General features: G+C 29.3%; 35 protein-coding genes. 34 read left to right on the forward strand and 1 reads right to left on the reverse strand.

Annotated elements, in window-relative coordinates; all coding sequences use genetic code 11:
* The first annotated feature begins 64 nt into the window (after positions 1–64).
* From BB_RS06690 to BB_RS06825, 28 genes are all read left to right on the forward strand, one after another.
* The gene (locus BB_RS06690; RefSeq protein ID WP_010883851.1) at positions 65–1,288 is read left to right on the forward strand and encodes a phage portal protein; all 1,224 of its coding nucleotides are present in this window, start codon (positions 65–67) and stop codon (positions 1,286–1,288) included.
* 16 nt (positions 1,289–1,304) lie between these two features.
* Complete coding sequence (locus BB_RS06695) at positions 1,305–1,997, forward strand: DUF1357 domain-containing protein (RefSeq protein ID WP_010883852.1); 693 nt, start codon at positions 1,305–1,307, stop codon at positions 1,995–1,997.
* A gap of 12 nt (positions 1,998–2,009) precedes the next feature.
* Complete coding sequence (locus BB_RS06700) at positions 2,010–2,567, forward strand: DUF228 domain-containing protein (RefSeq protein WP_010883767.1); 558 nt, start codon at positions 2,010–2,012, stop codon at positions 2,565–2,567.
* 6 nt (positions 2,568–2,573) lie between these two features.
* Positions 2,574–3,338, forward strand: a complete 765-nt coding sequence (locus BB_RS06705; RefSeq protein WP_010883853.1) for a DUF228 domain-containing protein — start codon at positions 2,574–2,576, stop codon at positions 3,336–3,338.
* Between the two features lie 29 nt (positions 3,339–3,367).
* Positions 3,368–3,940, forward strand: a complete 573-nt coding sequence (locus tag BB_RS06710) for a DUF228 domain-containing protein (RefSeq protein WP_010257433.1) — start codon at positions 3,368–3,370, stop codon at positions 3,938–3,940.
* Positions 3,941–3,961: 21 nt separating this feature from the next.
* Positions 3,962–4,921: a hypothetical protein gene (locus BB_RS06715; protein ID WP_002658423.1), complete on the forward strand. Its 960-nt coding sequence runs from the start codon at positions 3,962–3,964 to the stop codon at positions 4,919–4,921.
* Between the two features lie 19 nt (positions 4,922–4,940).
* Positions 4,941–5,396: a DUF3890 domain-containing protein gene (locus BB_RS06720; RefSeq protein ID WP_002658643.1), complete on the forward strand. Its 456-nt coding sequence runs from the start codon at positions 4,941–4,943 to the stop codon at positions 5,394–5,396.
* Positions 5,396–5,779: a DUF1506 family protein gene (locus tag BB_RS06725; protein ID WP_002658726.1), complete on the forward strand. Its 384-nt coding sequence runs from the start codon at positions 5,396–5,398 to the stop codon at positions 5,777–5,779. The genes BB_RS06720 and BB_RS06725 overlap by 1 nt, the downstream gene beginning before the upstream one ends.
* Complete coding sequence (locus tag BB_RS06730) at positions 5,767–6,156, forward strand: hypothetical protein (protein ID WP_010883839.1); 390 nt, start codon at positions 5,767–5,769, stop codon at positions 6,154–6,156. Before BB_RS06725 ends, BB_RS06730 begins: the two co-directional genes overlap by 13 nt.
* Positions 6,153–6,722, forward strand: coding sequence for a DUF764 family protein (locus BB_RS06735; RefSeq protein WP_002658721.1), 570 nt, complete (start codon positions 6,153–6,155; stop codon positions 6,720–6,722). The genes BB_RS06730 and BB_RS06735 overlap by 4 nt, the downstream gene beginning before the upstream one ends.
* Entirely contained in the window at positions 6,703–7,815 is a 1,113-nt protein-coding gene (locus tag BB_RS06740; protein ID WP_010883854.1) for a DUF787 family protein, read from the forward strand. The genes BB_RS06735 and BB_RS06740 overlap by 20 nt, the downstream gene beginning before the upstream one ends.
* Positions 7,816–7,829: 14 nt before the next feature.
* On the forward strand, positions 7,830–8,258 hold the full coding sequence (locus tag BB_RS06745; RefSeq protein WP_002658441.1) for a DUF1463 domain-containing protein: 429 nt from the start codon (positions 7,830–7,832) through the stop codon (positions 8,256–8,258).
* Between the two features lie 15 nt (positions 8,259–8,273).
* On the forward strand, positions 8,274–8,729 hold the full coding sequence (locus BB_RS06750; RefSeq protein WP_010257808.1) for a DUF1473 family protein: 456 nt from the start codon (positions 8,274–8,276) through the stop codon (positions 8,727–8,729).
* Positions 8,726–8,962: a DUF1322 family protein gene (locus BB_RS06755; RefSeq protein WP_010883855.1), complete on the forward strand. Its 237-nt coding sequence runs from the start codon at positions 8,726–8,728 to the stop codon at positions 8,960–8,962. Before BB_RS06750 ends, BB_RS06755 begins: the two co-directional genes overlap by 4 nt.
* A gap of 7 nt (positions 8,963–8,969) precedes the next feature.
* Positions 8,970–10,304 (forward strand): DUF759 family protein, encoded by a 1,335-nt coding sequence (locus tag BB_RS06760; RefSeq protein WP_010883856.1) that lies wholly within the window; start codon positions 8,970–8,972, stop codon positions 10,302–10,304.
* A 12-nt stretch (positions 10,305–10,316) separates the two neighbouring features.
* Entirely contained in the window at positions 10,317–10,958 is a 642-nt protein-coding gene (locus BB_RS06765) for a DUF792 family protein (protein WP_010257818.1), read from the forward strand.
* Between the two features lie 3 nt (positions 10,959–10,961).
* Positions 10,962–11,903, forward strand: coding sequence for a DUF693 family protein (locus BB_RS06770; RefSeq protein ID WP_010257820.1), 942 nt, complete (start codon positions 10,962–10,964; stop codon positions 11,901–11,903).
* Positions 11,904–11,927: 24 nt separating this feature from the next.
* The gene (locus BB_RS06775) at positions 11,928–12,473 is read left to right on the forward strand and encodes a DUF777 family protein (RefSeq protein WP_010257822.1); all 546 of its coding nucleotides are present in this window, start codon (positions 11,928–11,930) and stop codon (positions 12,471–12,473) included.
* A 29-nt stretch (positions 12,474–12,502) separates the two neighbouring features.
* Complete coding sequence (locus BB_RS06780; RefSeq protein WP_010883840.1) at positions 12,503–12,835, forward strand: DUF2634 domain-containing protein; 333 nt, start codon at positions 12,503–12,505, stop codon at positions 12,833–12,835.
* Complete coding sequence (locus BB_RS06785; RefSeq protein ID WP_010883841.1) at positions 12,832–13,710, forward strand: DUF276 domain-containing protein; 879 nt, start codon at positions 12,832–12,834, stop codon at positions 13,708–13,710. Before BB_RS06780 ends, BB_RS06785 begins: the two co-directional genes overlap by 4 nt.
* A gap of 5 nt (positions 13,711–13,715) precedes the next feature.
* Positions 13,716–14,321, forward strand: a complete 606-nt coding sequence (locus BB_RS06790; protein ID WP_010883842.1) for a DUF735 family protein — start codon at positions 13,716–13,718, stop codon at positions 14,319–14,321.
* A gap of 9 nt (positions 14,322–14,330) precedes the next feature.
* Positions 14,331–15,146, forward strand: a complete 816-nt coding sequence (locus BB_RS06795; RefSeq protein ID WP_010883727.1) for a DUF685 domain-containing protein — start codon at positions 14,331–14,333, stop codon at positions 15,144–15,146.
* 75 nt (positions 15,147–15,221) lie between these two features.
* Positions 15,222–15,425 (forward strand): holin BlyA, encoded by a 204-nt coding sequence (gene blyA, locus BB_RS06800; RefSeq protein WP_002658481.1) that lies wholly within the window; start codon positions 15,222–15,224, stop codon positions 15,423–15,425.
* A 3-nt stretch (positions 15,426–15,428) separates the two neighbouring features.
* Positions 15,429–15,785, forward strand: a complete 357-nt coding sequence (locus BB_RS06805) for a BlyB family putative holin accessory protein (RefSeq protein ID WP_010883843.1) — start codon at positions 15,429–15,431, stop codon at positions 15,783–15,785.
* Positions 15,766–16,101 (forward strand): BlyB family putative holin accessory protein, encoded by a 336-nt coding sequence (locus BB_RS06810; RefSeq protein WP_010883844.1) that lies wholly within the window; start codon positions 15,766–15,768, stop codon positions 16,099–16,101. The genes BB_RS06805 and BB_RS06810 overlap by 20 nt, the downstream gene beginning before the upstream one ends.
* On the forward strand, positions 16,094–16,447 hold the full coding sequence (locus tag BB_RS06815) for a BBA14 family lipoprotein (RefSeq protein ID WP_010883869.1): 354 nt from the start codon (positions 16,094–16,096) through the stop codon (positions 16,445–16,447). The genes BB_RS06810 and BB_RS06815 overlap by 8 nt, the downstream gene beginning before the upstream one ends.
* Before the next feature lie 104 nt (positions 16,448–16,551).
* Positions 16,552–17,139, forward strand: coding sequence for a Bdr family repetitive protein (gene bdr / locus BB_RS06820; RefSeq protein WP_012663395.1), 588 nt, complete (start codon positions 16,552–16,554; stop codon positions 17,137–17,139).
* 105 nt (positions 17,140–17,244) lie between these two features.
* Positions 17,245–17,667, forward strand: a complete 423-nt coding sequence (locus BB_RS06825; RefSeq protein ID WP_010883847.1) for an Mlp family lipoprotein — start codon at positions 17,245–17,247, stop codon at positions 17,665–17,667.
* A gap of 44 nt (positions 17,668–17,711) precedes the next feature.
* Here the strand turns inward: BB_RS06825 and BB_RS06830 are convergent, their stop codons facing one another.
* On the reverse strand, positions 17,712–18,728 hold the full coding sequence (locus BB_RS06830; RefSeq protein WP_044283627.1) for an ERF family protein: 1,017 nt from the start codon (positions 18,726–18,728) through the stop codon (positions 17,712–17,714).
* A 388-nt stretch (positions 18,729–19,116) separates the two neighbouring features.
* On the opposite strand from BB_RS06830, the gene BB_RS06835 reads away from it, so the two are divergent.
* The 6 genes from BB_RS06835 to BB_RS06860 all read left to right on the forward strand — a co-directional run bounded on the left by BB_RS06835 (position 19,117) and on the right by BB_RS06860 (position 24,460).
* Positions 19,117–20,214, forward strand: coding sequence for a plasmid maintenance protein (locus BB_RS06835; RefSeq protein WP_010883827.1), 1,098 nt, complete (start codon positions 19,117–19,119; stop codon positions 20,212–20,214).
* Positions 20,215–20,223: 9 nt separating this feature from the next.
* Complete coding sequence (locus BB_RS06840) at positions 20,224–20,790, forward strand: DUF226 domain-containing protein (RefSeq protein WP_010883828.1); 567 nt, start codon at positions 20,224–20,226, stop codon at positions 20,788–20,790.
* Complete coding sequence (locus tag BB_RS06845; RefSeq protein ID WP_010883829.1) at positions 20,766–21,515, forward strand: ParA family protein; 750 nt, start codon at positions 20,766–20,768, stop codon at positions 21,513–21,515. Before BB_RS06840 ends, BB_RS06845 begins: the two co-directional genes overlap by 25 nt.
* A 39-nt stretch (positions 21,516–21,554) precedes the next feature.
* Positions 21,555–22,076 (forward strand): chromosome replication/partitioning protein, encoded by a 522-nt coding sequence (locus tag BB_RS06850; protein ID WP_012621303.1) that lies wholly within the window; start codon positions 21,555–21,557, stop codon positions 22,074–22,076.
* Positions 22,077–22,087: 11 nt separating this feature from the next.
* On the forward strand, positions 22,088–22,660 hold the full coding sequence (gene bdr / locus BB_RS06855; RefSeq protein WP_010883831.1) for a Bdr family repetitive protein: 573 nt from the start codon (positions 22,088–22,090) through the stop codon (positions 22,658–22,660).
* A gap of 474 nt (positions 22,661–23,134) precedes the next feature.
* Positions 23,135–24,460, forward strand: coding sequence for a DUF244 domain-containing protein (locus BB_RS06860; protein WP_012663423.1), 1,326 nt, complete (start codon positions 23,135–23,137; stop codon positions 24,458–24,460).
* Positions 24,461–24,495: the final 35 nt, after the last annotated feature.

A 24,495-nucleotide genomic window follows, 5' to 3' on the forward strand; every position in this document is an offset into this window, starting at 1 on the left:
ATTTTATTGACAAAAATAATAGTTTTTGCTATCATACATCTAATTTAATAAAGAGAAATAAAAGGTGTGTGATTTAAGAAAAACAAAATTAATAGATAAGATAAGTTCACTAGAACTATATAAATACTCAATATTTTTTAGGAATTATATAGAAAATGTAGCAGAAGATTGTCTCAAGAACGGACTTGTTCTTGAGAGTTCTGACCGCAATGTTAGTGAATTTGAACTTGCTAGGTTAAAGGTACAACTTAAAGATGCTCTGCTTAATTGTATTATAAGCTACCGTTTTCATGGGATTGGCTATGTTTTAGTAAAAACCAAAGATACCCTAATAGATCTTGAACAACCCGTTAATATAGAATTACCTATTGGTTTTGAATACCTTGATTATGAATATGTAAGAGATTTGGGAGTTGATTTTGATCATATAACCTATAAAGTAAAATCCAACAATAAGAACAATTCTTTAGACGCAGTTAAAATACATAAAAGTCGACTTATCATATATGAAAACTTTGATTATATCTTAAAAAGATATGTTCCGTGTTATACCGAAAGCTTTTTACTAGATATTTATTTATTTGAAAAGATATACGTAGAAATAGAAAGACGTATTGAAAACCACAATTTTTTGTTTTACAAAGATGAATCTTTAGTACAACTACAAGACGCACTTTCTAGTGCAACAACTTCTTTAAGTGCACTTACTCAAGGCAATAATGATAGAGGAAGTGGCATTTTATCTTCTTTTTTAAGAAAACAAAATTCAAACAATCATAGTAAAGATATTTCTAATTTACGTAGTCTTAATGACTCATTGGCACAGGAACTTGCTAGGTTAAAAAGCAATCTAAATAATGAGGGAATGTTTTATACAGCTACTCCGAGTGCTAGTTTAGAGGTTATTAAATACGATCTTAGCTATTTAAAGGAGGCTTTAGCATTAATTAAGGCAAAAATTGGTGCAGATACTAAAGAACCCCTAACTAGAAGTTTTAATGAGCAGGCTAAAGGACTAGGGAATGATGGTAAAGGAGATAGGAGCAATTATTACGATTTTCTAAAAGGTGTACAAGAACAAGTTGAGAACTCTTGTAATTTAAAACTTACAAAGTATTTTGGACTTGATATGAAGTTTAATTCGCTGATTATGTTAAGTGAAGAACAAAAAGTGGAAAGAGATATAAAGCTAATTGAGCTTTACAGTAAATATAACCAGCTTATACAAAGTAGCTCCTTTGATAATGAGGAGTTAGCGATTTTAAAAGAGAAATTATTCTCATTTTGAGAAAAGGAGTTAAAAAGTGACTGAGAAAGAAGAAAAAGAAGACCTGCAGGCACAAGATAAAGAAGAGCAGCAAATTAAGGCTGATACTAAAGTTATAAGTGCGCAGGAATTTGAAGAGTACATGCGTTTTAAAGAGCAGGCAAATAGTAAATCTAAAGAGACAAGTCGAGATTTAAGTATAAATGAACGAATAACAAAAGAACTTGCAGAAGTTGAAGAGCGGGAGCGTATTGAAAAGCAATTGTTACTAGAGGCTGAGCGAATTAATGAAATTGATACACTTGCAAAAGCACATCTTAGCAATCATTTTAACAAAGAGGTGCTACTTGCAAAAGGATATACATTAAAAGACATTATGCAAGCACAACGTAGAGAACTTGTACGCAAGTTCGTTCCAATTGAGCAAATTAAAGCTATTGCCAAAGTATCAGACATAAGTCATATCGATGGAGAGATATTAGAGCAACTTGTTTCTTTAGCAAAAGTGAATATTAAATTAAGAAAAAATGCGAGTAGCAGTTCTTCTTCTGTTGACTCTATTAAGGGGAATATTGCTATTAAATCAGAAGAAAGAGCAAGTTTGCTTGATTCTAATTTTGTACCTATTAATTTCACAGAATTTGTACAAGCGATAAGTAATACATACAAGCAAAGACGAATTCAATTTTATGAAAATCTAAAAAGACATAAAAGAACAAGTATTGCCTAAAGGAGTTTTTAAATGAGTGATATAACAAAAATTAAACAAGAATTTGATAAGAAAGTTGCAGAAATTCAAGCATTAATGAAAAATCCCCAACAAGACTCAGGATTGCTTAGCAATTCTATTGATTTTAGAGACCAAAATCTAATTTTTTCCAATTCTGGTGGGGTTTGCACTAGCAGTAAAGACAAAATAGAGAATTACCCTGCTAAAGGGTATCCGTATAAACGGGGTGTTAAGCTTAGTTTTGGAGATGGAACAACCGAACTAGAAGTTGAGGCTGGTGGTGGAGACGATTTATATGGAGTGTGTTCCGATATAGATGAGTTTAGCGGTATGGCAACTGTTATACCAATTACAAATAACTTTACTGGGTATTTAACGCTTAAGAAAGAAGGACAAAATGGTGTAAATCCAGGAGATAAATTAAATTTTAACCAACATGGGGAACTTGAAAAGGTCACTGGGGCTCAAAAATCTGTTAATGCAATAGCACTTTCAAAGGCACACAAATTAACTGAAGATTTATTTATAGTGCTTGCTAGTGTATTTGGGAATAGAGCAATAAAAGGGTAATAAATTATGGCTTTAAAAGGCAACATGCAAGTAGAAAATCTTGAGGCTGTTGAGGACCCACAGGTAGATTTAGGGGCACAAGTTTCCGCTGCTCCTAGAGCTAAACGGCAAGCAAGACAAGCTGAGGATGCACAAGGGGAAGATCCCTATTTGGAGGCAATTAACGAGCTTGATGATATCCTTTTGAAATTCAAGAAATATGTAAAATCTATGAGTTCAATTGAAAATAAGGTTTTTGGCGGTTTGAGTAGTTGTTTTAAATCTAAGAATGAGCGAGTTGATGCATATTCATTTGCATGTTCAAGTTATACAGACAAAATAGAGGAATACCTTTACGACCCAGCAAATAGTTTTCCATACAAGCGTGGGGTTAAACTTGTTCCAAAAGAGAACTCTATATATGTGGAAGTTGGAGCTGATACTGATATGTATGGGATATGTGTAGATGTATGTGAGTTTAGTTGTACCGCGTATGTATTGCCAATTACTAACAATTTTGAAGGGTACCTTGTCACAAGGAATCCAAGTATAAAAATAGGAGAAATCCTAGACATAAATAATAACGGTGTTATTATCAAGGCTGGAGGTGGGCCACCAACCGCAATTAACATATATGCTCTATCTGATTCATTTACAATCAATTTTGCACCCGAAGATGGAAATCAAGATCAAAATAGATATCCTAGGCAAGAGTATTCTATTAATTTGATAAAAGTTGCAATTTTTGGAAATAGAGGCCTTGAGAAGATAGTAATACCTGATGGTGGTTAAACTTTGGGCGAATAAAAGGAGGTAAATAAATGGGAGATACAACGCAATTAGTAAAAGAGTATCAAGAGAAAAGAAGTAAACTGGAAAAGTTTATGAAAAATCCCCAACATGACGCTAGTTTGCTTAGCAATTCTAATGAATTTAGAGACAAAAATGTAGAATTTTTTGCTTCTGGAGGCACTAGAACTAGTAAGTTTGATAAATTGGAAAATCATCCATTTTTGGGGTATCCGTACAAGCGTGGAGTAAAAAGAGTTATTCAAGAGGCTCAAGATAATCAAAGTCACTATGAGCCACATGTTGAGGCTGGTGGAGGTGAAGACTTATATGGAATATGCATTGACATAGATGAGTTTAGTAAAACAGCTACTATTGTGCCAATTACCAATAATTTTGAGGGATATTTAGTGGCAAAAGATTCTACGGTTAAAGTAAAAGACAAACTTGTTTTTAATAAAGACGGTGCTCTTGAAAAGGTGACTGGAGCACCAAATAAAGCAACTATTAATGCAACAGCATTGTCTGATGCAAAACAAATTAGCAATGAGGTTTATTTAGTAAAAGTAGCTGTATTTGGGAATAAAGCTATGAGTAGAAATTAATAATATTTAGGAGGATTTAATATGGAATTATTTGATGAAAATTATTATGCAAAAGCTGTGGCAAATATCATAGGAGAAGTTAAAGATCCTATTATGTATAAATGGTTTTCGCCCGATCAAATTGAAGATGTTGATCTACAAATGGGATATCAAAAAACCGTAAAATGGGACGCGTTTTTAAATGCTAATCCTACAACAATTGCCAATGAGGTTAATACTATCTCAACTATTGGATTTAGTTCTGAAGTGGTAAGACTTAATTATTTGAAATTACAGTATAAATTCAGACATTTAAAGCAGACTTCTGAGAAATTTTATACTTCAGATTCATATATTGGGGACATTAATAATAATTTACTTCCTTTTGCTCAAGCGTATAAGCTTGCAAGTAGTGAAATTATTAAACTTATTAATCACTTTGTACTAACAGGAACTGTTTCGATTCAAAAAGATGGAAAAAATCAAAAACGCCTGCTTCCAAATATGTATGGGCTGCTTAATATGCCCGAGCAGATAAAAGAAGAGGTTGCTAGTGGTGATAAAGATAAAATGGATAAAATATTTGAAAAAATTGAGGCTGGACTTTCAAAGTTGGAACTGGGCGACGAATTTTCCACACCGATGATGGTAATAGTTGACCCAGCAACGTCACTTAAACTAGTAAAACCATACGCAGCAGCACAGGGTGCAGCAAGTAGTTGTGAAAAATGGGAAGATGTTTTAATTCAAACTATTAAGGCTATTAATAATAGAGAAGATGTTTACATTGAAACTTCAAACTTGCTAAAACATAAAATACTCATTTATCCACTCAATTCAGAACTTATTAAATTTAAACCTAGTAAGTATATGCTACCTACACCGAATGAACAAGTTGATAAAGACTCAACCGATGTAGCTCATTCATACATTGATTTTGTTTTAGGCGGTCTACTTGCTACTAGAAAAACTATTTTGCAAGTTAACATAAAGCAAAGTTAAAAGTATAAGGTAAGTGAAAATGAGTGAACAAGAAAGCTTACAAGCACAAGTTGCGGGAGAAGAAGAACTTTTAGTAACAAAACTCCATTCAGAAGTGTTATTGCTATTAGGAATAGACAAATTTGCACTAAGCAGGCAAAATTTTCTACTTCATTTATCCTTACTTCAAGCTATTCTAGTAACACGCGGTATTGATGCCAGTTCACTGACGTATGAACAAATATTTTTGCTTACTTTCTACCATATGGGCTGCCAATTAAGAAAACAGGGAGTTGTTCGAGAATTTGAATTTGATAGGATCAAAAAAGAGAAATTCAATGAACTTGAACTTGATTATTATCCTAGTAGCAGTGGAGGCGAAGAAGGCGGCGAGGGGAGTTGTGGCTCAAACAAGAATTTTTGTTCACAACTTGATGCATTTTTAGAAAAACTAAAAAGAGAAACTTCAACGCCATCTTGTGTGGGGGTTGTCTAATGAATGGTGTTAGAAAAAGACTTTCAGATATGTCTTTCCGCATGATCAACGTATTTAAGGATCCTCAACCTTTAAGGTTTTATAAAGGCACTGTTGTTAAACTTGAAAACGATTCTTCTTATCAGAGAGTTTTTGATAAAAATAAGTACACTGAATTTGCAGGAGTTATTATTGACATAAGGCCACAAGAACTTGCAGTGCTTTATGACTCTGATATGTCTGATATTCAAGGATATTCCAAACTTTACACATATCAAGACCTTAACTATGAACTAAAAGACCGCATATCAATTTCGGATTTAATTTACTTTGAAATATTTAGTATTGACTCTTCAATCGGATATTTTACTTTGGTTTTAAAGGAGTTTATATGGACAAACTAGAGTTTAAAATGGAATTGGAAATTGGGTGGTTTGGTGGTCGTGCAGGGATTGCTAGAATGCATGAAAAAGGGGGTAGCAATTTACCAGCAAGAAAACATTTAACCAAAATTGCTGGTAGTTCTGAATTTAGAGAATATATCAATAATAGTTATATAAATTCTAAGTTTAATCTTGACCCCAAATCGGGAATGGAGGCTATTGGACAAGCTTTTATAAGGTACTATGGAAATTATCTATTATCAGCACAAGTCGCTCCAGCCTTAAAGGCTAATACAATCAAAAGTAAGTTTAAAAAGGGTAGTAACACCGCAGCAATTCCACTTGTTGATACAGCCAAAATGTTATCCGAGATTACTTATAAGGCAACACTTGAATGATTTTTACTTTAGATATGGTTTTAAACCATTTAACTCAAATATTCAAAGGGTTTAAGGCGTATGCAACTGAAAATAATTTTGAGTGCGATATCATAAATACTTACAATCATCCGTACCTTTCAAAAATCACAGCTGCTAGCTCAAATATAATAGCATTGAAATTTGATGGTACAGAAAATCTATTTAATCATAATTCTAGAGCCGGTGTATTTTATGAAAATGCTTTGGAATTTAGTTTAAATTTTCAAATATATATTATTGCAATAGTGTTAAACGCCAAAGACTTTGACGCTAATTCACGCATGTTAATGCTTTATGGTATGCTTAGTGACTTTCTACACAATAAAGCCCATAAGTATACTTTAGAAAGTCAATCCCAACCCGAATATATTAGTAAAGTTAACTTTTACATTTATCCAATATCTAATATGCAAACAGTTGGGCTTATTAATTTAGGCACAAAATATAGCAACCATGCATACAGTGCATCTATAGCATTTAATGCTAGTGTAAAAGCAATTGAAATTTTAAAGGAGGAATACAAAATTGCCGCAAGATACAATTAGTGTAAGTTTGCTTGACTCTAGAATTCAAGCTAGTAGGCCCAATTATTATAATCCACTTTTGGTTTACAAAACAGCTAAAATCAAAGTTAATAAAGATGCTGCTAACTATAAAATATTGAATTTAACCGTTAATAACTATGAAAAACAAATTGAAACTTTAGAAAAAGATAATGGGAATGGACAAGATCAGTTTGGAAAAGAAAAAACACTGCTTAAAACCGCAATGTCGAATTTTTTCAATTCAAGTGAAGAATCATTAAAATCAGCCGATCTTTTTATTTATAAGGATAAACCCGAAGAGTTAAAAAAATATCTTAAAGTACATAGACACACTTTTGTTGTACTTATTAATACTGAGGGTGATAATTCCGATGATGGACTTAAGATTTATAAAGATGATTATGATAAGTTTAAAACACCTTCAATTTTTTTTGTATTCTCAACTAAAGAACAAGAAATAAAAGAACTATTTAAAGATAAAGGCAATACTGAAAAAGAAAGAAATATTGCTGTTTACAGCAATAATAAAGACAATTTACACCTCAAATTTATAAGTCAATATTTACATCAAGCTAGTATTTTTCATGCTGTAAATCCTTATGGCATGCCGCTGGCTGCTACACCACTTGTTGATGATACTGTAATTGGAAAGTTGAGAACTGCAAAAATCAACTTTTATTCACTTCTTAATGAAACTGGGCTTGATGGTGTACCCGCATTTAAAGAAGGTGTTGACCTAGCTGGAGGTGCAATAGACGAACAATTTACATACCACTATATAAAAAATGAAGCGATTATTGAGCTTATTAGAATTTGGAACAAAAACAATAGGCAAAATAGCAAATTATCTGCACTACAACTTAGTGGGGCTAGAGACAATGCATATACTTCAGCAATTGAATGTTTACTGAAAAGGTTTGTGGATAGAGGACTTATTATACAGTATAAAAATTTAAGTCTTACTCTTTCTCCTACACCACAACTTAAATTAGAACTTAGCGTGAATATTACTTATAACTTTAGCATTAATGCTGTTTCTTTAGTAATTACTACTCAAGATATAGTTGATTATCAAAACAGCTTAAGTGCTTAAAAGGAGGGCTAAAAATGCAATTTTATGATTTAAGAGAAGTTTATTTTTCAATTGGTGGTACACAGCTACATAGTGGCAAACTAGAACTTACAAGCGAACCCACAACAAGAGCAGTGATTAGTAGTGAAGATAAAGGTATGCCTGTAATAAGCTTAAGAGATCCCAAAACGATAACTTATGTTTTCAACATTGAAGTTACTTTGGGTAGTCATGACTACATTTTGTTAACTGAACTTTCTGATGAACAGTTTTACAACATGGATGTGAGAAAAGAGGATAAAATGCTTGATTTAGCATTCAATGATAGAATTGCTACCAAAATTATTTCTAACTATGCAATTTTTACTGAAGAGCCTTCAAGAAGTTATTCTGCTGAGGCCGAAAAAGTATCTTTTGAAATTAGGGCTATTAATTGCCAAAAATCTAAACCAAACAACTCTTAAAAGGAGAGTCTTATTATGATAATGAGATATAAGATGAAAATTTTAACTAAAAATAAAACTTATGAATATCCACTAAAAGTATTGCCGGTCTATGAATGGGATAGAGTACTCGGATTTAATCAAAGTGACGCTGTTTTAAAGCTTAATGAGGTTCAATACTTAAGAGAAATCACAAGTTTAATGATAAGTCCAAAATTTTTAGACGAATTCTATGTGATTTTGGATCAAAATAGAGAATTTATTTCTTATTATAAAGACTATCTTGTTGCAATAATTTACACCGCACAATTTAATACTTTTCATTTAGACAATGATCTAAAAAAACCCGCTTTGGTATATTTGAGTGAGTATGAAAATAATGTTGGGGACTTTGTTACTTTTGACTATATCAATGAAAACTTTGATTATGAAAAAGTAGCCACTTCGCTTTCATCAAGTACATCAAATTCCAATGAGCTGGTTGCTAAATGATCAAAAGAAATAGAGATATTGATAAAGCCATTGCAAGTCTTAATGAGACTAGAAAAAAGTATTTTAACTTGCTTGACGAAATTAAGAACGACAAATACTATTTTCCAGTAATTATGAATATTTGCTCATACGACTCGGTAAAGAAATTGCCTTATGACGAGCTTTTAGAGGTAAATAGACTTGCTGATATTAAATTAGAAAAAGAATTGTATGAATTAATTTTAAGCAAGTGAGGGCTTAATGAGCGACAAATTCACCATTAAATTTAAAGGGATTCTTGATCATGCTGCAACAAAAAAGGCTATTGAACAAGATATTTCCAAAATGGAAAAATATCTTAAACCCAAAAAATCTAGTTTGGGTAGCACTAAAGATATTGTAAAAAATAATTTGTCGGACAAGAAAAAAGAACTTAGCAAACAATCTAAATTTGAAAGCTTAAGAGAGCGTGTTGAGAAATATAGACTTACACAGACTAAAAAGCTTATGAAACAGGGCATGGGGTTTGAGAAAGCAAGAAAAGAAGCTTTCAAAAGATCTTTGATGTCTGATAGAGACAAAAGACGCCTTGAGTATAAAGAGCTTGCAAAAGAATCAAAAGCAAAAAGTAAAATGCTCGCAGCTTCTCAAGGAAAAGGACTTGTTGCCAAAATTGCAATAGGTAGTGCTTTAGGAAATGTCATTGGCAACGCTGTAAGTAAAGTTGGTGGCGGGCTTATTGGATTTATGTATGGATTTGCTAAAAAAGCAGTTGAAAATAAATCTAAAGAAGAACAACTAAAACAACTTAATAAAGTGTTTTACAGTGAAAAAGAACGTGAAAATATTTTGGGTGCTATTAAGGGAATGAAAGGATTTGAGCGGAAATTAGAACAACAAGACTTTCTGCGAACATCGAGTGTGCTTAAAGGCCACATCAGGGAATTAAAAATTAATGATGAAGAGGGAGAGAATGTATTAAATGCAACAAAACTAGCAGCTATGTTTAGAAGTACGGGGCTTGTTGGTGATAACGAAAGTGCTGTTGAAGTTGTTTCAAAAATACTTAAAGGGGAACTTACAGAAGCTTTCAATATATTGAAACCTATAGACAAATTTGGAGAAAAATATCTAGAAGCCATGAAAAACAAGTTAGAGTTTCTAACTCAAGAGGGAGGGAAAAAAAAGCTAAGGCCAGAGATAATTAAAGACTTAATAAAAGATATATCATCTTTGAATATAATGGGTCATTCTGATGAAGTTGCTTTAGCTAAAAGTAATTTAGCTAAAATAGAGCAAAATCTTGAAGACGTAACTAATAATGTTTTGATGCCAGTAATTGGCAAAATTTCTGGTATTCTTGAAAAGATTATGAACCTTAATTTTGAACAAATCTTAAAACAAATCGTTGATGCCATAACAGGCGGTATAAAGGGTGCTTTTGACGGAATAAAAAACATTGGCAGCTCATTATATAATACCGCTAGTAATGTTGTTGGTAATACTTATAACTTCGCGACTGGTTGGATTAATAATACGATTTTTGGAAAGAACAACAATAACACCGGGGGTGATGATTTAGGAAATTTCAAATAAAAAGGAAATTCTATGGATATTAACAATAAAAATATTATCAATAATAATCTTGAAAAGAAAAAATTCGAGGAAAAAATCAAAGATGTTGAAAAGAAAGAATTCTGGGAGATTACTCGAATAATAAGAGATGTAATAACCCAAATATTTGCTCTTTTCGGAGCAGATAATTTTTTAGTGTTATTTCCAAGAATGGATTTAAAAGGTTTTGGATATGTTCCTCAATTGTTTTTTATAAAACCAAAAACCGAACTCATAGCACGCACTTACAATACCAGTTGTTCCAAAAGACCAGTTATCAACTATTACGATAGAAAAGCGGAATATGTAAGCTACAATCCAGTAATGATTGGTGAAAATATCTCATTAAATGGTGGGGTATTAACCTCACTATATAAAGAAATGCTTTCTTTGCTCAAAATGACTGTTTTTGGCAATACTATGCTACGTTTTGACGTGCATCTTGCAAAAGAACAACTAGCAAATAGAATACAAGCTCAAGTTCCCTTTAGTATCTACAGTCCAACTTTTGGCCTAAAAGAATTAGCTGTAATTACAAGTCTTTCGTTTAAGGATGTTCCTTTCATTGATGAAGTTGAAGTTAGTCTATCAATAGAAATTGTAAAAACATTTGAATTGGAAAAATATAAAGGATAATTAATGTTGCTACTACAATATGATTTTAAAATTGAATTTTACAAAGCAAAACAATCCTTAGAAAAGGATACAAGCTCTGGAGATTCTTTAATTGAAGAAACTCCCAAAATTATAATAAATACACAACATGGAATTCATATTGATATTACCATATCTAATGAGTTTTCAAATTATAATTTTGTAAAATCTAAACGAACAAAAATTGTACTTTGGAATTTGCCCTTAGACTTCACCAACGACATTGAAGTAGGAGATATAGTAAAAATACACTATAAAAAATTTGCTCATGAAAAAAATTTTGATTTCATAATGTCGGGGTATTTAGGAACTCCTATGAGCACTGATTATCCTGGTGGTGATTTTAGTGTTGAGCTTGACGTTCGGTTAGCAATTAGTAGCAACTTCTTTGATCGAAAATTAGAGAACAAAAACTTCAAGGGGAAAACGGTGCAAGAGGCAATAGAATCTGTGTTTCCTAATCGCAATATTATTAATATGGACAAAGAAGATCGTCTTAAAATCATTGAAAAAGATATTTATGCCACAACACCAAAAGAATTTGTTGACAAAATAAAAGGAATATATATTCATGACGTAATAGCTGATGTTGGTGGTGACAGCTTTGATGTTGAATGTAATTTTATATTTACTAATGATATAACAACTGAAGCAGATGAAAATTACAAAGCTTTAGAAGATTATGGACTTGAATTCATTCCACAACAAGAAATTGCTATTGAAGGTGAATACAAGATAAAACGTGTATATTGGAACGCACAAACATTTTACACACATAAATTAAAAATTGGCGATAAAGTTTCATTTATTGATGGATTAGGAAAAATGATAAAAACCACCATAAAAGAAACAAGTGCAAGACTTAGCAACGCAGGAGAGTGTTCATTAATACTTAAATTAAAGGATGATTCTGATGATTCTGATTAAATGCATAAAGTAAAGGGGATTAAAATGACTAAAGACTATAAAATTTACAGAATGAACCAGCGTCTTTATGGTCATGCTTTAGCACAAGAGGACGTTAAAAATTGGATTTATTCAAACATTTTTATAATTAAAATTGGCACTGTAAAGGAGTTTAAACAACAAACTCAAGAGGCTATTGTTACAATACCCGAATTTGAAGATTTAGAAATTCACACAAAAAATATCTCTAATATCAGTTTAGAATTATCAAAAGGTGATAACGTATTGCTACTTCAATCAAGCGTTAATATTTTTGATAAAAATAACGATATCCACTTTGACAAACATCATTTTTATATACTTAGTGCAATTAGCCCAAAGACTTTAAATCTAATTTCTGATACTGTTAAAATTAAAGCAAACAATAAAATTGAAATAGCCAATGAAATAACTTCCTTAAAATCAATTCTAGAGAGTATTGTAAGTGCTATTAATGGAATTACTGTAAAAGGACAAGCGGTCGTTGACTATGCAAGCTTACAAATAGCAACATCTAGAATTAGCAATAATATTAATAGTTTGTTTAAGTAATTTTTGCTAATTATGGTATAATTACTAGTATGGATTTAAGATTAGGCAATAATTTTGAATTGGTATTTAATAAAGATATATCACTTGTTGATGGAATTGATGAACAAAAACAAAGATTTTTGATATTTTTAAAAACCTTAAGGGGTAGTTTAAGCTATGCTCCTCATTGGGGATTGGACTATTTCTTACTTTTAAAACTGTTAAAAATTAACAATCTTCACGCTGTAAAAAATTATTTTCATGAAATATCTAAAGAGCTTAACTTAGATTTAATAAATATTTCAACTACTATACAAGACAACAAAGCACATATATCCTTTTTTTTCTCGGGCGATGTTTTAAATATGGAGTTTAATTTATGAGCATAGTTTTTGATTCTGATTTTGGCATTTTAAAACGTACAATTAAGGATATTGTAAGAGCTAAAAGAGAATATTTGCGTGTAAATTATGGTATTAATATTGACGACAATCAAAGCTCAATTTATAACATTATTGCGTCTTCTTTGGCATTAATTGAAGAAGAAATAATTAATGAGCTCAATCTCTTTTTTTCTAAAATGAAACCTGGTGGTACTTATTGGGCTGCTATTGAAGAACATATTTCTTCAAAAAGCACAACTTACAGTGCAGTTCGCAATGCTTTACTTAATCTTGAGGGGGTTGAGTATACTAATATTAAAAGTGCCGCTGGTAAAGCCAACATATATCTAATTCTAAAAGAAACTTTACTAGACGCTAGTAAATCTACTATTAATAGTTCCGAATTTAAAGCCAAACTTTGGGAAACATTATATCTAACAACCCCTAGTGGTACTTTACTTGAGGGGGACATAGAAATTGATGGCCTCAATTCAACTGGACAACGAAAATCCTACAAAATATCGCTAGGAAAAAGAAAATATGTTTATATGAAAGTAAAGTATAAACTTGACCTTAAAAACTATCTCTACTTAAACATAGACTCTCAAATTAGAGACATTTATTCTAGGATTATTTCAAATAACTATTCTGATATGGGAATTAGCTTTGAATATCAAGACTTTTTTGCTCCAGTTAATGAAGTTAAAGGAATTAAATTTATGGAAATAAGTGCCTGTATTAAAGACACAGACACTGAGAGTATTGCAAAAATTACTGATAGCGATTTTAAAAAAAATCAAGATATTACTATTACTGATGATACAATGCTCCTTTTCAATACTACAGATAGATTGCTTATTGATATTGATAGTTAACAAATATGAAAATACCTAATTTATTCAATGGCACTGAAGTTCATAAATTTATACTTACAGAAACAGAATATGCACAAGCATTGCTTAATGAACTCAAGTCTCTTAATTCTAACTTCCTATCCATTAATGTAATAGAAAATATAAAATCAAGATATATTGCAATATGGATATCTCAAGTTTTATCTATCTTTTATGCAAAAACTCAAACTTTACAAAGTATTACAAGCAATATTAATAGCGTTATTTTTGCTTTACGCCATATTGGTACTGATGAGTCGTTTAGACTAATTTTCAAGGCCTTTTTAAATGTGGACATTGAAGTTACTACTCCTGAAGCTGGGGTTATTGATATCTCTTTAAAAGGGGTAATAAAAACAAACTTTACTACATTTATTTCGCCTAGCACTAAGAAAGGAAAACGACTAAAAAAGATAATTCTTAGAGAAAAGAAGCCGGGATATGCTGCATCTAAAAAGGCTTTAGTATTCAACTCACTTCCTAAGGGCTATGATCATTCAATTTATGCTTTTATTAAGAGAATTATTCCTATTGGTAGAGTTCTCAAAATTAATAATACAGATGGTAACAATATTATAACTTTTAACAACTAAGGAGGTTTTATGGCTGATGATCAAGAAAAATTACTAATTGATGAAGAAGAAACGGTTCAAATAAAAGATTTAAATAAGGTTACGACCGTTAACGATACTGATCTTTTACTGCTTGATGATGGAGCTGCAAGCAGTAATGCTATCACCTTTAAAAACTTTTTAGATGCTTCTAAAGACAAAATATTTAAAGGAGAGGGATTAGACTATTTTAAGCAGATAATTAAGTCTACAATTGCCGAAGAACTTGCAGCTGATAAAGATTTTGTAGAAAAAATTTATGCTAAAATAACGGACAAATTAATTAACAACGATTCTACTAATATTTCTAACCTTTTTAGTAAAATTAAATCACGCCTTACAGATAGCATATCATCAGCCACTTTATCTAGAAGTGATCATCTTTTGATAATGCCTTCATCAGATACTATTCAAAAAACACCCGTTCCTAAACATATACTTGGAGTACCATCAAATCTTGCTTATGGCAGCATAACTAGAAGTACTACACTTTATCCTTCTGACTATGAGAATAACGCGATATTTATTAATATGGAAGACAATGATGATGTAACTCTTATTTTTTCTAAAAGTTACGATAATTCTCCCGTTTATCTTGATATTGAAATTCAAGTAAAAATCAATGATAATAGGATGCAGAAAAAATCATTAAAACTTCAGTATTCTGATGAAACTACATACAATAGGGTTTATGAAATTGCGGGCCCCCGCGGACTATTCACCAGAATTCCCATTTATAAAGGATGGTATGTCCAAAAAAGAGCCTCCTTGTATGGAGATCCAGTCCCAGATCTTTTAAAACTGTAAACTTTTTAGCAAAAATTATGATTTTGGTATATAATATACGTATAAAAATAAAAAATTAAAATGAAGGATTAAAAAATGGATACTATTAAATTAACCGAACTTCTTATCAATTTAAACGAAATTAAACTTATAGCGGTAATGATTTTTGTAACAGTGCTGGTTTTAGGAGTATTAATTCTTCTCAAGCCTTTACTAAAAGACATATTGACTATTGTAATAGGCAAGATTTTTAAGAATGGTAATGGTAATGGCAAAAATCACATTAAAAAAAGAGATTAACTTATGAAATTATCCAAAGATAATGTTGAGCTTGGACTTACGTCTTTATCAACCCTTATTGATATATTTTCTAAATTTGAAGATGAATTTGATGAAATTGCACATAAAGGATTCTTTTTGGTTTATGAGCTGTATTCTCATTATAAATTAATCTATACAGCAAATATGGAAAGACTTGAGAGTGCATTAACCCCAGCAATAAATGCGGCACTCGCTCCTTTAAATGCAAAAATCAATACGGTTATTGATTTGGTTAATTCTAATGATAAAAATCTAAAAATATCCAATGATCTAAAATTCAATAAAGACGGAAAACCTATCTACAAAGAGAGAGCAAATAATGCAAAAGAACACTATTGAATTGGGACTTAATTTACTATCTAGCTTAACTAACATAGCTAAAACTGATACAAACATAGATCATAATTACATTAATACTTTTAGTAAAGTAATAGATTTTTTCTATAAAACATATATAAGCACACTAAAATCTATGGAAACAGCTGAATCAACTAAAATATTTGAAGAAATAAAAGACATTTTAAAATACAATATTGAGATAATAGAGGCTATCTCTTATGACAAAAATAAAAAAATTATCACTTCACTTAAAGCAAAACGCAACAAAATTATGAAAGAATACATCAAAATGCTTAAAAGGAGTGAAAATGCTTAAAAGATTGCATTGTTTACTAATTGTTTTGTTGTTATGTTGCACCACTATTGCTAACCTACCAGAAGAACCAAAACCGCCAATTATTCCAACGCTAAAATCTTTAGCTAAATATGAAACACAACTTTCAGAGTATGTTATGTACCTAGTAACATTTTTAGCTAAAACAAAAGTTAAAGTTAATGATCCAAATTATCCAGAATATCCTTATCCAGATTTATCAACACTAAAAGACGAACACTCCATAACTGCTGTAAAACATAATATCAACATATATTTAGAGTACATTAAAAAAACAAAACCAATAGCGGAAAAAGTCTATAATAAATATTCCCAGTTAAAAATGTAAATTACAAAAAGGTTTTTCTTGCAAGAAATTCTCCTTTACATATAAAAATCTCTAAAGCCAATCAATCTAAAATAGTGTATAATATGACCATAAGGGAAAATTTTATGGAAACAGTGTCAACAAATATTGCAAGTGTAACTCAAGAACAAATATATAAAGAATTTATTAGGCTGGGCATGGAACAACTAATAGCACAAGATTTATCTAAAAGATATTATCACAATGAGCTAACATATAGAGATTTAGAAAATTTAGAAAAACAATTTGATATAAAATTTGATAATCTTATTTCTAAAATAGATAGTGTCAAAAGCGAACTTAATACTAAGATTGACAATGTGGAAAAGAATTTAAATCTAAAAATAGATAGTTTAGATACTAAGATAGATACTGTAGAAAAGAATTTACAAAAGGATATATCTAATTTAGACATCAAGATTGATGCCGTAGAGAAGAATTTACATGTTAAGATTGATGCTATTAAAAGCGAACTTAATACTAAGATTGACAATGTGGAAAAGAATTTAAATGCCAAAATAGATACTGTAGAAAAGAATTTAAACACTAAAATAGACAATGTTGAAAAGAATTTAATGTCTCTTTCAGAAATGCTTAAATGGGTATTAGGAATCATGGGAGCAATGTCTATCACAATGATAGCCGGGCTAATATTTGCTTTCATTTCTAAATAGCTACTACCTCACTTAAAACATATCAATTCAAATAATAATTGTTTATCCCATATTTAGTATTAATACTTAGTTAAGTGAATATTAATAATAAAAAAAGGAGTAACAATGAAAATTATCAACATATTATTTTGTTTGTTTTTACTAATGCTAAACGGCTGTAATTCTAATGATACAAATACCAAGCAGACAAAAAGCAGACAAAAGCGTGATTTAACCCAAAAAGAAGCAACACAAGAAAAACCTAAATCTAAATCTAAAGAAGACCTGCTTAGAGAAAAGCTATCTGATGATCAAAAAACACAACTTGACTGGTTAAAAACCGCTTTAACTGGTGTTGGAAAATTTGATAAATTCTTAGAAAATGATGAAGGCAAAATTAAATCAGCACTTGAACATATAAAGACTGAACTTGATAAATGTAATGGAAATGATGAAGGAAAAAACACCTTCAAAACTACCGTTCAAGGGTTTTTTAGCGGCGGCAATATAGATAATTTTGCAGATCAAGCAACTGCTACCTGCAATTAATCTAGCAGCCCCCATAATGGGGGCTTTAACATGTAAGAATCTTGCTATGCTGCAAATATCTCATCAAACCGTTCGTATTCTTTTAAGATACTAAAGAATATTAATGGACTAGGGCCATAAGCAGTCCTCTTAAACGACACAAACTTTTCAAAATCTTGTAAATCCTTTAATCTATTATTTTTCTTGAAATAGTTTTTTATAATCTCCGCCCAATAGTTTACACTCTTAAAATCACTATTTTTCTCAAAATACAAGATTAAATCAGATTCAATTTTCTTGATATCATCAAAATTATTGGAGTCTATATTCTGAATAAAGCTTATTTTTTGAATAATTGAGTTTATATTATCTTTTGTTGTAGGGCTATTTACCCAATCTTTTATATTAGACAAAGCTTCTTTAAAAACACCGTAATAATAAAGCCTATCTTTTTTTTGTTCTTGTTTAATATCTCTTTTCTGGTTTTGAATAGTGTTATTTTTTTGAATTTGATTAATCTCTTGTTTTTGTTCTCTTTTTTGTTCTTGCTTTTGATTAACACTAGATTGTTTGCTAGGCATAGAATTTTCGTTTTCGTGATTATTGTAAATAGGAGCTGCATCAGTATCTATTTCACTTTCTATACCAAGAGCTGCAACTAAAGCATACCTTTTGACATAAGTAATGCCTGAACCAAACATCTGATACACTGTATTTGTAACTTTAGACCCATTTTCATTGTTCCATTGTAAATTTTCTGTAGGAATTCGCGTATCAAAAGAAAATTCATATCCAGTACTTGTACTGTAGAATGTAGTCCTAATATAATCAACTATGCCATATTGACCCTCTATAGAAATTGGATATTGCTCAATATCAAGCTCCAAATTGTGCTTTTTAATAACATTTTTAATTTCTCTAACTATTTCATTGAAATTTTGATATTTATATCCATATCCTTTAAGACTTTTGTCAATCCCTGGTAAATTCATTTTTAGGGTTTTCATATCTTTTCTGAAGCTTATTTTTGCTTGAATATTATTTTGTATTTCTTGATTATTATTGTTTGAAAGATTTTCCATCTTTTTACTCCTTTTATAGTAATAAATATAAGTATATAGCAAAAACTATTTTTGCCAACTTTTTTACAAAAATTTTTGTAAAAAAGAAGTGGGACTTAACCAAACTCTTTTCTCAAAGAATCTCGTTAAGTCCCCACTATATTATTATTTTTTGCAAATTACTATAAAAGGTAGTTAAAACTGAAAAATGTTCAAATAACTACGCTGTTTGTAGTATAGCCCAACTTAGAATTAAAATCAATTTGTATTTTTACTAAGTTACAAAAAGTGTATTAATTTAACAAAATTAATAATTAAAATTTAATATTCTTTTAGAAAAGTATTTACTTTTAAATCAAAATTTTGCATTATAATAGTAATTATTAATAACTATAAAAGGAGTAAAAAATTGAAAGGTTTTCCTAAAAATACAAAAAGTCCAACTTGCCACAACAAACACCAACATAAATTAATATCTCTTACTTCAACACTAGATTATCTAAACAAAAAAGATAAAAAATATAACCAAAAAAACATACTCTATTACTATAATGAAAATTTAAAAAGAAATGGTCTAGCTCCAACTACACTAAGAACAATGCAAAATTATCTTTACAAATTAGAAAAAGTATTAAAAGTTACAACTAATTACTACCAACACATGGGTGTAAATTGTGGAACTGAAATTTACTATAAGCTAAAGTATCCTAAAAAAGAATGTTACCAGAAAATCAACAAGTACTTTAAAGAACGAAAAAACTCTAGATTTAAATCTAGAGTTAATACCCATTTTAAAGACAATGTTTCCAAAAATAGTAGTGTAAATTCAGTGGAGTGTTTAAGTAATAAAAATAATATAAAAGAAGAAAGAAAGATTAAAGAAATAGAAAAATATCAACTAAGAAATTATTTCAATAATTGTAACTTTAAAACGGAAGAAGCTCTTTCTATTTTGTATTTAAATATTGATAAAGATACTAAGATTGAGGCAATAAATATCTTAAAACAAAATGAAATTGCCCTAATAAAAAAATTCAATATAAAAAAATCTTGCATGAAAGAAAAACAAAAAAAATTAAAAGAAATTCTATACAACACTAGGAAAAAATTAGAAGAAAACGGGTACAATCCCAAACAATTAGAAATAAATTTACAAAAAGTATACGAAAATTACAAATATAAGCCCCACTTTATTATTGAAAATCATAAATATAGCGATTTAAACAATATAAAGCGTAAATTAGAAAAGTCGATTGAAAGAAAAAAAGAAAATTCTCAACAAAATTATCAAAATTTAAAGGAAAATATTTTCAATATCCTTATTGAACAACTAAAAAAAGAAACAAATATTGAAATTCTAAAGCCTATTGTAAAAGAATATTTGAATAACCAAAAGAAAATAGAATACAATAAAGTATTTGGTACATATCATCTTGAATTATCAGAAATAATAAAAAATGAAAAAAATTCTTTAACCACAGAAGAATTTAGCATAAAGGCCGTATAAGGATTTAACATGGAAAGTGCACCAGAACCTATTGAAACTGTAAAAAAAGGTAAATGTAAAGTTGAATGCCAAAATAAAGAACGCTTTATTTTAATTGAAAAAGAAAATGGGAAAGCAATGTACCATACAAAAATAATGATGGATATTTATAAATTTGGAGTTTATGAGAAAAAACACGAATTTAGATTATCATTGAGGGCCTTATTTAATGGAGAAAGAATTGTTGAAGAAACTCATTTATACCCAATTAAAGAAGGAGATAAATTTATTGGTATTTTTTATGGCTACAGAAAACCAATAAAAAAGCCATTAATAAAGTATCAAATAAACGGGGCTAGAAAAGCATATGCATTAGCAAGGGCATATTATATGGAATTTAGATTTAAAGCCGGAAGTGTTTTTTGCTATTTTAAAGGGCTATATCGTTTATTGGATAAAAAAAGAACAAATAATCATTACAACAAAGTTTTATTTAGTATGTTTACGGATTTAGAACAACAAGTATATAAATTTTATGGGAAAAAATACCCGGAACAAGGACCGTTAATAAAATGGATAATAAAAAACCTAAAATAATAACAATAGCGTCAATTAAGGGCGGTGTTGGCAAAAGCACAAGTGCAATTATATTTACAACTCTATTGTCTCAAGATTGGAAAGTGCTTTTAATTGATATGGATACACAGGCATCAGTAACTAGTTATTTTTACAAAAAAATAATAGAAGATAATTTTAATTTATTGGAAAAAAATATATATGAAGTTTTGAAGGGGAATGTATTAATTGATAATTCAGTTATAAATATTAGTAATAATTTAGACTTGATACCTAGTTATATAAGTTTACACAAATTTAATAAAGAGGCTATAACATTTAAGGAAATTAAACTTCAAAAACAGCTATTAAATTTACAATCCAATTATGATTACATAATAATTGATACAAATCCCAGCCTAGATTATACGCTAACCAATGCTTTAGTATGTAGTGATTATATAATAGTTCCAATAACAGCAGAGAAATGGGCTGTTGAAAGTTTAGAACTTTTAAAGTTCTCAATTAGTGATTTAGCCATTGATATTCCAATTTTTTTAATAATAACTAGATTTAAAAAAAATAATACCCATAAGGCACTATTTAGTTCGCTTAAAGACAATAAGAATTTTTTGGGGTTAATTTATGAAAGAGAAGATTTAAATAAAAAGATAGCAAAAAATGATCTATTTAATTTAAATAGAGATTATATGCTAGAGTACAAAAATATATTAAGTAAATTTATAACAATAATCATGTCCAGGTAACTGGACATGATTGCCATTTTAAATGAAAGGAGTCCATATATGGAGATAATATTGAACAAAAGAAACCTAGAAGTGCTAAATGAAGCCGAAGAACATTACAAGAAGTTAAAGCAAAGATTAAAATCTAGTTTTCAACAAGAAATTTATTATAAGATGGAAGTTATTAAGATATTAAAAGAAATAAAAGATAACGAATATTATAAATTAGATGGATACAGAACATTTGAAGATTTTATCAAAGATTATCATTTAGCAAGGAGTCAAGCATATGACTATTTGAAAATAGCAAATGCAATTAAAGATGGCATTTTAGAAGAAGCTTATGTAATAGAAAATGGTGTTACAAAAACTCTTGAGTTCTTAAGAAAATCGCCAAATGTTTTGAAAAAATCTAAACAAAATCCAATAAAACCCTTAAGATTTCAACTTAAGAGTCAAGAAAGTTACGACTTTTATAAAAGTAATGCTAAATTTACTGGATATCTTTTAGACAAATTATTTAATAATGAAAAGGAAATGATTAAAAAAATTATGAAGGAATATAAACAACTGAAAGGATAGTAAGAAGTTTTATGACTAATTTAGCGTACAGAACATATAACATAGAAAGCATAAAAAATGAATTTTTAAACATAGGGTTTAGTGAGGAGGCAATAGATTTTGTTTTTCTTCATAATGATAATTTCAATTTTGAATTTTTAAAAGAGAAAATAATCGATTTAGAAAAGAATTTGAGAAAAGATATATCTAATTTAGATATAAAAATAGATACTGTAGAAAAAAGTTTAAATCTAAAAATAGATACTATAGAAAAAAGTTTAAATCTAAAAATAGATTTTGTAGAAAAGAGTTTAAATGCCAAAATAGATAGTTTAGATACCAAGATAAATAATGTAGAAAAAACTTTACAAAAAGATATATCCAGTTTAGATACTAAAATAGATAGTGTAAAAAACGAACTTAATTCTAAAATAGATAGTATAGAAAAAACCTTGCAAAAGGATATATCTAGTCTAGATAATAAAATAGATGTTTTAAAAAATGAACTTAATGCAAGCAATAGAACAATACAAGTAATTCTAATAATGGGAATAACACTTGCTCCAATTATCTATTCTATATTTAATAAGTATTTCTTTAATTGAGAATGATTAAAATTTTTTAAAATATTAAGGGAGTATATAGCGTATTTTTTAAATAGAATACTATAATCTTGATTTAAATTCTTTAAAAGAAACATTTTATTTTTACTTTCTTTTAAATTTAGAACTTATTTGAATTTTTTAACAAGAAAATCTAAATAAGTTCTTTTATTTTAACAAATACAAATTGATTTTAATTCTAAATTAAACTATATTCAATTGTTGAAAAGCGTTTATTTATTATAATAATTTCTGTAAAAAGCCTGACAAAAATAGTTTTTGTTATATATATGTATGTGTATAGCTAAATAAGTATATTGCTATCAAAAAAATCCAATTAAGTTGGGTTTAGCTAAGTTCTCTAACAAGAGAATTTAAATAAGCCCAACTAATTTTTTGTAAAATTTTTTGTAAAAAAGTTGGCAAAAATAGTTTTTGCTATATACTTATATTTATTACTATAAAAGGAGTAAAAAGATGGAAAATCTTTCAAACAATAATAATCCACAAGAAAATATTCAAGGAGAGCTCAAAATGATAAGTATTAATCAACAAAGTTTTACTGGTTGTGAAATATTTGAGGAAAAATCTTCTCCCATTAAAGAAAAAAGTAAATTAAGTAAGATAGGCAAGAAATTGCCAGGAATAAGTAGTCAAGAATGTTTTAGATTTAATCGCAATATTGATTTTAGTGTGCAAAGAAACAAGTTAGATAAATACGGTGCTAGTGAAGTAGGCAATATTCTTGTTGGAGGTGCTGGGCTGAAAGATTTAATGATAAACAGAGTGCTTAAATATTTTAATATGAGTCTACCTTTTGAAGAGAATTTATATATGCTCAAGGGCAAAGAGTTAGAGAATTTAGGATTTAGAGAGTTTGTTAAAGCATACGGTGATAATATTGATATTTTATATAAAAATAAATATGCCAACGGAGTTGATAAGTATAATTATTTCAAAAAAATGGGCAGTTCAGAAACTTTAGTGGGCTCAACAATTGATGGCTGGTTTATTAATAATAATGGCGATTTAGAACTATTAGAGATTAAAAGTAGCGACTCTAATTATATGAGTAGTGCTATTGCTGAGTACAATAAAAATGGCAATTTTTTAAGCAGTAAATATTTTTTCAAATATTATATACAAGCACAAATGCAGCTAGCATGCACTGGGCTTGAGTATTGTAATTTGTTCTTTTTAATAGATGCTGCACCAATTAACTGTAAGATTAAAAGAGATGAGGCCTTAATATCAAAAGTGTTTGAATTTGTTAATAAATGTGAATTAGAAATTATAAATTTGAAAAAAGATATTTATAGTAACTATAGAGAGGAATACTTAATGGCACATAATTTTAACGAGGATACGTTTATAAAACTTGTTGAAGATTTAGTAGAAAGGAGTGATTTTTATAGTTCTGGAGTTGAGTTTGATTGGGCAAGAGAATTTATAGAATATGTTGATTGTGCAGACCTTGAAATTAAGGATAATCAATCTGCTGAAAATCTTGCGTATGATTTAATGGAGATTGATAGTCTACAAAAAGAATTAAATAGAATCCAAAACGAAAATAAAAAAAGAGAAAAGCCCATTAAAGATAGGTTGAAGATGCTAATTTACAATATTACAAATACATATCCACTAATTGAGCAGCTAAATTATAAATTTGGAGAGTTTGTGTTTACTCTTGACCCTAAGAAAAGGGCAATATCAGATAGATTGAAGGGACTACTACCAACAAGTGGTACAGTATTTTTCCCTAGCAATATAGCATTTACAAATAGTGTTAGTGTCCCCATGTGAATGGGTGCACTAAAAAATTAAAAAAATAAATTTAA

The sequence above is a fragment of the Borreliella burgdorferi B31 genome, from assembly GCF_000008685.2.
GTDB lineage: Bacteria > Spirochaetota > Spirochaetia > Borreliales > Borreliaceae > Borreliella > Borreliella burgdorferi.